We start from the raw sequence: 10,918 nt of genomic DNA, 5'->3' as shown, positions 1-10,918 counted from the left end.
TGGTCACGGTGTAGGAACCTCGATCTTCTCAAACCGACAGTGCACCTGTCGTCGTATCAGCTGCCGCCCGCCGCCACTACCTGCGGATTCGGGTCTGAGCGCCGGCCCGGGCGAGGGCCTAGCGAGGGCCTAGCGAGGGCCGCGCGAGGACCTACCGGAGGAAGGCGCCGATCCGCTCCCGCAGCCCCGGGGCGTCCAGGCCGTAGGCGGCCAGGTGCTCCGGGATCGAGCCGTAGTGCCGGTGCTCCTCGCGCGGCACGCCCAGCGCCAGCACCCGGTGCGGGTGGTCGGCCAGCGCCTCGTGCGCCTCGTTGGCGGAGGTCCCCGCCAGGTACGGCTCCACCAGCACCACGTCCGTCCGCCCGCCCAGCGCCGCGCGCAGCCCGGCGGCGTCGAAGGGACGCACCGTCGCCGCGTACAGCACGGTGGCGTCCAGGCCATCGGTGGCCGCCAGCACCGCGTCCAGCATCGGGCCGACGGCCAGCACCACGCCGCGCGAGCCGGTCCGGACGGTGGTGAAGCGGCCCGGCTCGACGGCCACCGGCGCCGCGTTCTGGTGCGCCGAGAGCCGGACGTACACGTTGCGGTCGCCGTCCGCGTAGGCGTGGCGCAGCAGCTGCTCGGCCTCGTCGGGGTGGCCGGGCACGTGGACGGTCCAGTCCGGCAGGGTGTCCAGCAGGGCGACGTCCCCCGGCGACATGTGGGTCCGGCCGCCGGCCGGCCAGTCGTAGGAGCCGGCCGCGCTCACCAGGACGGCGCCGACGCCCTGGTGGACCAGGTCCAACTTGACCTGCTCGAAGGGCCGTTCGATCAGAAAGCTGGCGAAGGTGTGGGCGATCGGACGCATCCCGCTGAGCGCCAGGCCACCGGCCGCGCCGACCAGCAGCTGTTCGCGGATGCCGACGTTGACCACCCGGTCGGGGTGGCGCTCCTGGGCCGGGGCGAAGGCGGCCGCGGTGATGTCGGCCAGCACCAGGGCCAGCCGGGAGTCCTCGTCCAGCAGACGGGTGGTGACGTCGACGAAGCGGTCGCGCATGGTGTCCATCGATGGACTGCCTTTCTTTGCGGGCGGGTTGGCGGAGCTGGAGGGAGGTGCTCAGGATTCCTTGGGCTCGACCCGGGCGACCACCACGCGCGGGCGGCCCGGGTGCTCCTCGGTGAAGGCGCGGTACAGCGCCTCGTGGTCGCGGCCGTCCACCGCCGCGGTCGACCAGCCCTCGGCCGCGAAGCGCCGGGCGATGCCGCCCTGCCAGCCGTGCGTGGCCGAGGAGTTGTCGATCACCACCACGTGCAGCCGGTCCAGCCCGTACGCCCCGGCGAAGGCCACCGCCTCGGCGTTGGAGCCCTCGTCGAACTCCGCGTCGCCGACCAGCACCCACACCGCCGGGTCGGCCAGCCCTTGCGCCCGCAGTCCGAGCGCGGTGCCGACGGCCAGCGGCAGGCCGTGGCCGAGCGAGCCGGAGGCGATCTCCACGCCGCGGATCAGGGTGCGGTCCGGGTGGTGGCCGAGCGGCGAGTCGTAGCCGCCGAAGCTCGGCAGCACGGCGGGGTCGATGAAGCCCTTGGCCGCCAGCACCGCGTAGTACGCCATCGGGCCGTGGCCCTTGGAGAGCAGGAAGCGGTCCCGGTCCTGCTCCTCGGCGGTGGCCGGGGTGACCCTCAGGACCCGGTCGTACAGCACCCAGAGCGCGTCCAGGGTGGAGGTGGCGGCGGGGCCGTGCTTCTCGTCGCCGGTCATCAGGCCCATCAGGGCCGGCAGGTCCTCGAACCGGGCCCCGTTCACGGCCCGCGCGGCCGCGTTCGTCGCCGATTCCGTCGTCGCGTTCGTCGTCATGACCACGATGGTGCGACTTAAAGCCGACTTGAGGTCAAGCGGCTACAGTGAACTCCCATGACCGCCCACACCGACGGCCACCGGGCCCCCGGCCCGCACCACAGCGACCTGCTCACCATCGGCCAGCTCGCCGCCCGCAGCGGCCTCGCCCCCTCGGCACTGCGCTACTACGAGGGCCTCGACCTGATCCACGCCACCCGCACCACCGGCGGCCAGCGCCGCTACACCCGGGGGACGCTGCGCCGGATCGCCTTCATCCGCGCCGCCCGGCGGGTCGGCCTCTCACTGGACGAGGCGAAGGTCGCACTCGACCGCCTCCCCGAGCGCCCGGCCCCCAGCGGCACCGAGTGGGACAAGGTCGCCGAGTCCTGGCAGAGCCGGATCGACGAGCAGATCGCCGAACTGGAACGGCTGAAGGCCAAGCTCACCGGCTGCATCGGCTGCGGCTGCCTCTCACTGTCCCGCTGCGCCCTCTACAACGCCGCCGACCGGGCCGGCGAGACCGGACCGGGCGCCCGCTACCTGCACACCCGCGATCCGGCCACCGGCCCGGAGCCCGTCCCCACGGACCCCGACGCCCGCACGGACCCCGACAGCCGCTAGGCCCAGGGTCGCGGATCCGTGCGCAACAGGCTGTAGCGGACGACGTCGCGCCACTCGCCGTCGCGGAAGGTCACCGCGCGCTGCACTCCCTCCCGGGTGAAGCCGAGCTTCTCCAGGACGCGCTGCTCGGCGAGGTTCCCGGATTCGGTGTCCGCCTCCAGCCGCATGGTCGGGGCGTGCGCGAACACGTAGTCCACCAGCAGCCGTTGGGCCTGCGTTCCGATCCCCCGGCCGCGCGCCTCCGGCACCAGCTGCACGCCGAGGCTCCAGTACGGGGAGGCCGGCCGCGGGCCCGTACGGGTGGCGGCGACGAAGCCGCGGAACTCGTCACGGACGGCCACCGCGAGGATCCACCGGTCCTCCGCGAGCAGCCCGTTCTCCGCCCACTGCCGGCTGAACCGCTGCGGGTCCCGCCAGCCGTACCACTGGAACTCGCCCAGTGCCTCGGGGTCGTTCAGCATCGCGTCGAAGGCGGCCAGGTCGGCCCGGGCGATCGGGCGGAGGGAGACTCTCTCATCACTCATGCAGGCGCCAACGGCCGGGTGGCCGGGACGGTTCCTCAGCCGAGCGCCGGGCCGCCGTCCACCGCGGCCGCCCGTCCGGTGATCGAGCGGGCGAGCCGGAATCCCACGTCGTCGATGCGCAGGGTCGGGTGGCTGCGGCGGCGGACGGAGGCGCGGCAGCTCCAGTGCTCGTCGAACCAGCCGCCGCCGCGCAGGACGCGGTAGCTGCCGTACACCTCGGGATCGTAGAGGTCCCAGCACCACTCCCAGACGTTGCCGAGCAGGTCGTACAGCCCGTAGGCGTTGGGGCGCAGCCGCCCCACCTCGTGCGGGCGCTCGTCCGCGTTGCCGCGGTGCCAGGCGATCTCGTCCAGCGGGCCGTAGCGGGGGCCGTCGGTCCCGGCGCGGCAGGCGTGCTCCCACTCGGCCTCGGTGGGCAGCCGGTAGCCGTCGGAGGCGCGGTCCCAGGAGACCTCTTCGCCGTCCAACTCGTAGGCAGGCACGAGGTGTTCGCGCCGGGACAGCTCGTTGCAGCAGCGGACGGCGTCGAGCCAGGAGACGCTGTGCGCGGGGCGGCGGTCGCCGGTCAGGCCCTCGTACTGCTCGCGGGTCACCGGACAGGCCGCCAGCTCGTAGGAGGCCACGTCGACGGACCAACTGCGCTGGGTACGCCGGTCGGAGAGGGTGACCCGGCCGGACGGAACGGTGATCATCCCCAGATCCTAGGCGTCGCGCGGGCCGGACGCTCAGCGCAGCGTCAGGATCCAGGCGCTGACGCCCAGCCAACCGGTCACCGTGAGCGCCGCGCACGCCCAGGCGAACCGGGCCGGACCACGACCGCACTCCCGCCCCTTGGCGCGCTGGAACCCGGCGACCAGACCGGCCACGGCGGTGACGGGGAGCGCGAGGAAGGCCAGGTACAGGGTGCCGTAGTAGAGGAACCTCGCGAACAGCGCACCCACGAACACGAACGGTGCCGACACCACGACGACCACCGCGCCGCCGGCCGTGCACGCGATGCGCAGCCGCTTCTCGTCGGAGAAGAACGGCGGCACGGCGCACGCCACGGCGCAGGCCAGCCCGAAGACGTACATCATCACCCCGCCCGGGCCGTACCCCCGGTGGATGCCCCACACCGGCAGCAGGAACGCGAGCGCCCCGACCCCGGACAGCCACCGGGCGCTCAGCGGCACCGTGACCATGTTTCCCCCTTGTACAGCAGCCTCTTTGAACGCGTTCGAACCTAGCACGCGGGGAACGACGGGCCCTCAGGCGGACGGCCCGCCCAAGAGCGCGGCAGGTGTCCTCGAACCGTTATGCCGACCCCGTTCCCGATGCCTCCCCCCGCCCCGCCGGAACGGCCCCTCCCGGGCCGGCGCGGTGGCGCCGCCGGGCGCCGGACCGGGCCCGGGAGTCCCGCCGGGGACGGCCGTCGACGGCCCCGGCCACCCACCGCCCCAGCGTTTTCGCGCCCCGCGCCCGCGCCCGCCGGGGCGGCCGGACAGGACCTAGGCTCGGCCGCATGAACCGTACGATCCGCACCGTCGAAGACGTCCTCGCCCTCTTGGACGGCCTCTTCCCGCCGGCCGAACCGTTCTGGGACCGCTTCTACGCGGACCGGTCCGCCGGGCGCCCGTTCTTCACACCCGAGCCCGACGAGAACCTGGTCTCCTACCTCGACCGCGGCCTGGTGCCCGGAGCCCCCGGCCGGGCGCTCGACCTCGGCTGCGGCGCCGGCCGCAACGCGATCCACCTGGCCGCGCGCGGCTTCGACGTCGACGCCGTCGACCTCTCCCCCGCCGCCCTCGCCTGGGCCGCGGAACGCGCCCGCGAAGCGGGTGGCGGCGCCAACCCGCGCTTCCACCGGGCGAGCATCTTCGAGGCCGAACTCCCCCACGCCCGGTACGACCTGGTCTACGACTCCGGCTGCCTGCACCACCTCCCGCCGCACCGCCGGGTCAGCTACCTGGCCCTCCTCGACCGGGCCCTCGCCCCCGGCGGGCACTTCGCCGTCACCGCCTTCGCGGCCGGCGCGATGGGCTCCGAGCGCCCCGACGAGGAGCTCTACCGGCTCGGCACACTGGAGGGCGGCCTCGCCTACTCTCCGGACGAACTCCGTTCGCTGTTCCGCGAGTTCACTCCGCTGGAGATCCGGCCGATGGCCACCCGGGAGGCCGGCTCCGGACTGTTCGGCGTGCCGTTCCTCCTCACAGCGGTCTTCCAGAAAGCACCCAGCCTTTAACCGGCCTCTCATCCTCCGCCCCTAGCCTCCGGCCGTATGAACGTCTCCCTGCTCGACGGCTGGTTCCCGTGGACGGTCCAGGCCGCGGCCCTCGCGCTGTTCCTGGCCACCGCGATCCGGCGGGACGGGGCCTGGCTGCGCCGGTGGGGCCCGATCGCACTCGGGACGGCGCTGGTGCTCACCGCCGCCGGCGCCGTCGCCGTGCTGACACTGAGCGGGATCACCGACCCGATCCCGTCCGGGGTGTGGCTGTGGAGCGGGGTGGCCGTCGCGGCGCTGTGCGTGCTCGGGTTCGGCTGGCGCGGCGCGCGCTGGTGGCGGCGGGTGCTGGCGGTGCCGGCCGTGCTGCTGGCGCTGTTCTCCGCCGCGAACAGCGTGAACATCGCCACCGGCTACTACCCGACCCTGGACGACGCGATCGGCGAACTCGGCGGGCAGCCGCTGCCGGACCAGATCACCCTGGCCGAGCTCGCGTCGATCCACGGCAGGACCGGCACCGGCCGCATCGTCCAGGTCGACATCCCGAACACCGCCGGCGGCTTCGCCCACCGCCAGGAGCTGGTCTACCTGCCGCCCGCCTGGTTCCGCAGCCAGACCCGGCCGAGGCTCCCCGTCCTGGAGATGATCGGCGGCGAGTTCGCGGCGCCCGACAACTGGATCCGCTCGGGCAACGCCGTGAGGACCGCCGACGCCTTCGCCGCCCGGCACAACGGCTTCGCGCCGATCCTGGTGTTCGCGGACGCCACCGGCGGCTTCCGGGTGGACACCGAGTGCGTGGACGGCCCGCATGGCCAGGCCGAGAGCCATCTGCTCAAGGACGTCCCGCCGTTCGTCCAGAAGACCTTCAACGCCGCCACCGACCCGCACAAGTGGGGCGTGGCCGGCTGGTCGATGGGCGGCACCTGCGCCTTCGACCTCACCGTCGAGCACCCGAACGTCTTCACCCACTTCGGCGACTTCTCCGGCGACAGGGGCCCGTACATCGGCGACAAGGACCACACCGTCCAGGAGCTGTACGGCGGCGACGCCGCGGCCTGGGCCGCCCACGACCCGCTGACCGTCCTCGCCCACCACCCCAGGTACCAGGGCGTCTCCGGCTACTTCGGCCAGGGCGACGAGGAACACGGCCAGATCGAGTCCGCCAGGGCTCTGGAGGCGGCCGCCAGGAAGGACGGCATCCGCACCGTGAACGCGGTCGGCTCCGGCAAGCACACCTGGCAGACCGGCTCCGCGACATTCGCCCAGGCCCTCCCCTGGCTCGCCGCCCAGCTCGGCGTTCCCGGCACCCACGCTTAGGCCCCGCCCGGTCCCAGGTTCTGGGGCGCGCCCGCAAAGGGGCAATCCCGGTCGAACGCGACATCCGGCGCCCTTGCGGGCGTTCGGCGGCAACTCGCCGTGGGCCCTCGCCACTTGGCGCTCCGCCATGTGGGATGCGGCTTTGCTCGCGGCGGCCCGGTGGAATAGGTTTCGACCGCCGTCGACGTGGCACTGCGCCCGGCCTCCCTTCAGTCCCGAGGCGGGGGCAGCGGGGCGCGGAGCCCGGCGGCCGTACGCACAGGGGAGGGACCGCGATGCCGAGTGCCCGCGACCACGGGTCGACCGGGCGGCGAAGCCGGACGCACGGTGCCGCGCAGCAGCGGCCCACGGCCGGCGCGTGCCCGCCCCCGACCCATGCCACCGGACATCCGAGGATACGTCACTTGCGCACCACCAGACTCGTCACCGCCACCGCCGCAGCCCTGGTCTGCCTGGGCACGCTCAGCGCCTGCGGGCCGGAGAACGGCGGACAGGACGTCAGCTCGCCCGCCGCCCAGGCCACCACGCCGGACACCAACCCCACCAAGCCTTCCGGATCCGACAAGGGCATCCCGGACAAGGCCTGGATGGACACCAAGAGCATCCCGATGGACGAGAGCTACCACTACACGCCGCTCGCGGCCAACGCCAAGCAGCTCTCCGGCGCGGTCGCGTTCAAGGGCATGGAGCTGTGCCGCGCCGCGGTCGCCAAGGACGACGAGCCGCTGTTCACCGGCGCCGCCGCCGCGAAGTCCGAGGTCGGCTTCGGCGGGGACCGCTGGGCGGCCCAGCAGACCCTGCTGTTCCACGGCGACCCGACCCGCAGCAGCGGCACCAAGCAGAGCACCAACCTGGCCCAGGCCCGCCTGACGGAGGCGGTCAAGAACTGCGCCAAGAGCGCGCCCGGCGCCACCGTCAAGGTCGACAGCGCCCCCGAGGCGCCGTACTTCGCCGCCGTCCTGACCGTCCCGCAGGCCGACGGCAGCACCGTCACGCTGCACGAGTACGTGGTCAGCGACGGCGGCGTGGTCAGCGAGCTGTCCGTCTGGGCCACCACCAAGGCGGGCGCCCAGCCCAAGGACGCCTGGAAGGCCCCCGAGGACAAGTACGTCGGCACCGGCATGTCGGCGCCGATGTGCGAGGCCCTCCCGGGCTGCGACGGGCACTGACGCCCGCGGCGGACACCAAGCACCCGCGGCGGACACCGACCGCCCACGGCGGGCGGCGACCGCCGGGACGAGGGCCGGCTCCCCGGGGAGCCGGCCCTTTCCTCACAGCCCCAGGACGCCGAGCGCGGTGGTCCAGTCGTTCACGAGCGCGGTGCGCGCGTCGTCGAGGCCGACCCGGCCGCCGCACACCGCGTTCTTGAGCTTGGTCTCGACGGAGTCCTTGCTCTGCGCCGGCTGGCTGCCGTAGCGCGGCTCGGGCCACAGGTTGGCCGGGTCGCGCGGGGCGCCGCCGAGCTCCAGCGGGACGAAGTGGTCCTCCTCGTAGTCCGCCGTGCTGGTGTCCGCGTAGCCGTAGGCGGCGATCTGCTGCACCTTCAGCGCGTTGGTGTAGCTGGTCGGCGGGCGGACGGTGGCGGTCCAGCCGGAGACGCAGATGGTCTGCCCGATGGTCGCCTGGGTGACGTCCGGGTTGTACGCGCCGGGGGTGCAGTACGGGTCGGGCAGCGGCAGGTAGGCCTGCGAACAGCTCGCCGCGAGCGGGCGGGGCGCCGGGGCGGGGGCAGCGGCCGGGGTGGCGGCCCGCGCGGTGCCGGCGGTGAGTCCGGCGGCGGCGAGGGCGGCGGCGAGGACGGCCGCCGGGGCGGTGCCAGTGCGACGGTGACGGAGCATCATGGGGAAGCACTCCTGGTCCGGCCCGGCACTCCGCCGGGCGACTGTGTTCATGACAGCACCGCGCGGCCGACCACCGTCAGGCCCGGGACGTGAACGCCTGGTGCCCGCGTCTCCACAACCGCCCCTGCCGCCCCGGGTCACACCCGGTCAGCTCCGCGGGACCGCCAGCTCCCGCTCCCGGCCCGGTCCGCCGCCGGGAACCGGCAGCACCGCCCCGGTGCGCTCGAAGCCGGCCTTCCGGTACAGCGCCTCGGCCCGGGGGTTGTCCTCGTGGACGAACAGCCGCACCCGCTCGATCCTGGGCCCGGTGAGCGACCACGCCCAGTCCTGCACGGCCTGGATCAGATCGAGCGCCAGCCCGGTGCCGCGCGCCTCCGGCCGGACGTAGACGCCGACCACGTGCACCTGCTCGACCTCGATGACGTCGCCCTCCAGGGCGCCGTCCCCGCCGGGGTGTTCGACCAGGCCGGTCATCGTGCCGAGAAAGCGCCCGTCCTCGGCCTCCGCGATGATCTGCGCCACGTGCGGGTCCGTCGCCGCCCGGGTGGTGCGGTCCTGCCAGAACTCGTCGGAGCGGGCGACAGCCTGCTCGTACGTCTCCAGGAAGGCCACGGCCGCGACCGGGTCCAGCAGCGCGTCGAGGCGGATGTCCCTGAGCCGCTGCCACTCCTCGGTCCGTACTCGTCTGATGATGATTCCGGTGCTCATCGCGTGATCATTTCATCGGCACCGTCGGCCCGCGCAAGCGAATTCGGCCCACCGGCCGGACCGGCCGCACCCTCCGCACCCATCACGCCCACCATGCCCACCATGCCCACCGCACCCACCACGCCCGCGAGCAGCCGCCCCAGCAGCGCCGCCGGCCCCTCCGGCAGGCTGCCGTGGATCAGCTCGGTGCGGTGCACCAGTCGGGGCGCGGCGATCGGCGCGTACCCGATCCCGGGCGCCGCCGCGAGCACCGGCTCGGGCAGCAGGGTGAGCCCGTGCCCGGTCGCCACCAGCGCGAGCAGTCCGTGCAGGTCGGTGCCCTGGTAGCGGGTGGCGGGCCGGAAGCCGTCGACGCCCGCGGCCGTGCGCAGCCGGGCGGGCGGCGGGGTGAGGTCGGGGGCGTCCAGCCAGCGGGCGGCGGAGAGGTCGGCGAGCGCGACTCCGCCGCGGCCGGCCAGCGGGTGGCCGGCCGGCAGGGCGACGGCGACCGGCTGCTCGGCCACCGCGAGGGTGCGCAGCGGGCCGACGTCGGGCAGCGGCAGCGGGTCGCTGGGCGCGGCCAGGCCGTCGATCAGGGCGAGGTCGACCTCGCCGGTGGCCACCCGGGCGGGCAGCACGTCCTGGGCGAGCACCCGGACCACCAGGTCCACCCCCGGGTACGCCCGGCGCACCTCGCCGAGCGCGCGCCCCAGTGCCGCGCCGACCGCCAGCGGGGTGGCCCCGAGCACCAGCCGGGTGCTCGGGGCGCCCGCCAGGCGTGCGACGTCGGCGCGCGCCGCCTCCAGCCGGAGCAGCAGCGGCGCGGCGTGCTCCAGCAGCCGCTGACCGGCCGCGGTCGGGCCGACCGGGCGGCGGACCAGCACGGCGGTGCCGAGGTCCGCCTCCAGCGAGGCGATCTGCTGCGAGACCGCGGACTGGGTGTAGCCGAGTGTCCGCGCCGCGTCCGAGAAGGAGGCGAGGCGGGCGACGGTGACGAAGGTGCGCAGCTGCTGCGGGTCCACGGCGGTCATCAACCGATCTGATCGAAGCTTAAGGAATCATCGTTGGCGCTGATCTCGGATGCCGGGCCAGGATAGCCGCATGACCTACCTGACCCCGCGGGTCGCCCTGGTCGGCGACCGTTCCCCCGCCGTCCGCTCGCACGCCCGCGTCCCCGGCCTGCTCGACGCCCTCGCCGAGCACGACCACCTCGTCCTGGACGCCTACTGGATCCCGACCGGGGACGCCGCCGGGCCCGGCGCCCTGGACGGCTTCGACGCGATCTGGCTGCTGCCCGGCAGCCCCTACCGCAGCGAGGCCGGCGCGCTGGCCGCCGTCCGGACCGCCCGCGAACGCGGCATCCCCTTCCTCGGCACCTGCGGCGGGTTCCAGCACGCGGTGCTGGAGTACGCCCGCACCGTCTGCGGCCTGGCCGGAGCCGTCCACGGCGAGGAGCGCCCGGAGGCGGACCAGCAGGTGATCGCCCCACTGGCCTGCTCGCTGGTCGGCCACGAGGGGGCCGTCACGATCACTCCCGGCAGCCTCGCCGAGCGGGTCCTCGGCACCACCCGCACCCAGGAGCGCTACCACTGTTCGTACGGCCTCAACGACGCCTACCTGGACCGGCTCACCACGCACGGCCTGCGGTTCAGCGGCACGGACGGCTCCGGGTCGGTGCGCATCCTGGAACTGCCCGGCCATCCGTTCTTCCTGGCCTCGCTGTTCCAGCCCGAGCTGTCCGGCGACGGCACCCGGGCGCACCCGATGATCCGCGCGCTGGCCGTCGCCGCCGTGGCCCACGCGGACTCCACGGCGTCCGCGGCGCACACGGACTCCACGGGCTCCACGGGCTCCACAGCGCACGCGGACTCCACGGCGCACGCGGCTTCCACGGCCGGCGCCTGACCGCGCC

At 74.4% G+C, this 10,918-nt stretch carries 13 protein-coding genes; 5 read left to right on the top strand and 8 right to left on the bottom strand.

Features of this window, described 5'->3' with window-relative positions; all coding sequences use genetic code 11:
* Window positions 1-151: 151 nt before the first annotated feature.
* Window positions 152-1,045 (bottom strand): transketolase family protein, encoded by an 894-nt coding sequence (locus tag ACFRAR_RS31475; RefSeq protein ID WP_380702398.1) that lies wholly within the window; start codon window positions 1,043-1,045, stop codon window positions 152-154.
* Between the two features lie 51 nt (window positions 1,046-1,096).
* A complete protein-coding gene (locus tag ACFRAR_RS31470) occupies window positions 1,097-1,834 on the bottom strand; it encodes a thiamine pyrophosphate-dependent enzyme (RefSeq protein WP_380702396.1) in 738 nt (245 codons plus the stop codon).
* A 57-nt stretch (window positions 1,835-1,891) separates the two neighbouring features.
* On the opposite strand from ACFRAR_RS31470, the gene soxR reads away from it, so the two are divergent.
* Complete coding sequence (gene soxR, locus ACFRAR_RS31465; protein ID WP_380702394.1) at window positions 1,892-2,437, top strand: redox-sensitive transcriptional activator SoxR; 546 nt, start codon at window positions 1,892-1,894, stop codon at window positions 2,435-2,437.
* Here the strand turns inward: soxR and ACFRAR_RS31460 are convergent.
* From ACFRAR_RS31460 to ACFRAR_RS31450, 3 genes are read right to left on the bottom strand one after another with little or no spacing between them, the layout of a single operon-like run.
* Window positions 2,434-2,961, bottom strand: a complete 528-nt coding sequence (locus tag ACFRAR_RS31460) for a GNAT family N-acetyltransferase (RefSeq protein ID WP_380702392.1) — start codon at window positions 2,959-2,961, stop codon at window positions 2,434-2,436. The two genes, soxR and ACFRAR_RS31460, sit on opposite strands and share 4 nt — an antisense overlap.
* A gap of 35 nt (window positions 2,962-2,996) precedes the next feature.
* Window positions 2,997-3,653 carry a formylglycine-generating enzyme family protein gene (locus tag ACFRAR_RS31455; protein ID WP_380702390.1) on the bottom strand — a complete coding sequence of 219 codons (657 nt, stop codon included), beginning with the start codon at window positions 3,651-3,653 and terminating at the stop codon, window positions 2,997-2,999.
* Window positions 3,654-3,686: 33 nt separating this feature from the next.
* Window positions 3,687-4,142, bottom strand: a complete 456-nt coding sequence (locus ACFRAR_RS31450; protein WP_380702388.1) for a hypothetical protein — start codon at window positions 4,140-4,142, stop codon at window positions 3,687-3,689.
* A gap of 320 nt (window positions 4,143-4,462) precedes the next feature.
* Here ACFRAR_RS31450 and ACFRAR_RS31445 point away from each other — a divergent pair, with 320 nt between their 5' ends.
* The 3 genes from ACFRAR_RS31445 (at window position 4,463) to ACFRAR_RS31435 (ending at window position 7,647) form a co-directional block, all read left to right on the top strand.
* Window positions 4,463-5,182, top strand: coding sequence for a class I SAM-dependent methyltransferase (locus ACFRAR_RS31445; RefSeq protein ID WP_380702386.1), 720 nt, complete (start codon window positions 4,463-4,465; stop codon window positions 5,180-5,182).
* Window positions 5,183-5,218: 36 nt separating this feature from the next.
* Window positions 5,219-6,478: an alpha/beta hydrolase gene (locus ACFRAR_RS31440; RefSeq protein ID WP_380702384.1), complete on the top strand. Its 1,260-nt coding sequence runs from the start codon at window positions 5,219-5,221 to the stop codon at window positions 6,476-6,478.
* Between the two features lie 404 nt (window positions 6,479-6,882).
* Window positions 6,883-7,647, top strand: a complete 765-nt coding sequence (locus ACFRAR_RS31435) for a hypothetical protein (RefSeq protein ID WP_380702382.1) — start codon at window positions 6,883-6,885, stop codon at window positions 7,645-7,647.
* A gap of 102 nt (window positions 7,648-7,749) precedes the next feature.
* Here ACFRAR_RS31435 and ACFRAR_RS31430 read toward each other — a convergent pair whose 3' ends face one another.
* The 3 genes from ACFRAR_RS31430 to ACFRAR_RS31420 form a co-directional block, all read right to left on the bottom strand.
* Window positions 7,750-8,319 (bottom strand): hypothetical protein, encoded by a 570-nt coding sequence (locus tag ACFRAR_RS31430; RefSeq protein ID WP_380702380.1) that lies wholly within the window; start codon window positions 8,317-8,319, stop codon window positions 7,750-7,752.
* A gap of 147 nt (window positions 8,320-8,466) precedes the next feature.
* Window positions 8,467-9,027 (bottom strand): GNAT family N-acetyltransferase, encoded by a 561-nt coding sequence (locus ACFRAR_RS31425; protein ID WP_380702378.1) that lies wholly within the window; start codon window positions 9,025-9,027, stop codon window positions 8,467-8,469.
* Entirely contained in the window at window positions 9,024-10,037 is a 1,014-nt protein-coding gene (locus ACFRAR_RS31420) for a LysR family transcriptional regulator (protein WP_380702376.1), read from the bottom strand. The genes ACFRAR_RS31425 and ACFRAR_RS31420 overlap by 4 nt, the downstream gene beginning before the upstream one ends.
* Before the next feature lie 70 nt (window positions 10,038-10,107).
* Here ACFRAR_RS31420 and ACFRAR_RS31415 point away from each other — a divergent pair, with 70 nt between their 5' ends.
* Window positions 10,108-10,911: a hypothetical protein gene (locus tag ACFRAR_RS31415; RefSeq protein ID WP_380702374.1), complete on the top strand. Its 804-nt coding sequence runs from the start codon at window positions 10,108-10,110 to the stop codon at window positions 10,909-10,911.
* Window positions 10,912-10,918: the final 7 nt, after the last annotated feature.

This window comes from Kitasatospora sp. NPDC056651 (assembly GCF_042792155.1).
In the GTDB taxonomy this organism is placed as follows: Bacteria; Actinomycetota; Actinomycetes; order Streptomycetales; family Streptomycetaceae; genus Kitasatospora.
This window is presented reverse-complemented; position numbering and strand designations above follow the sequence as displayed.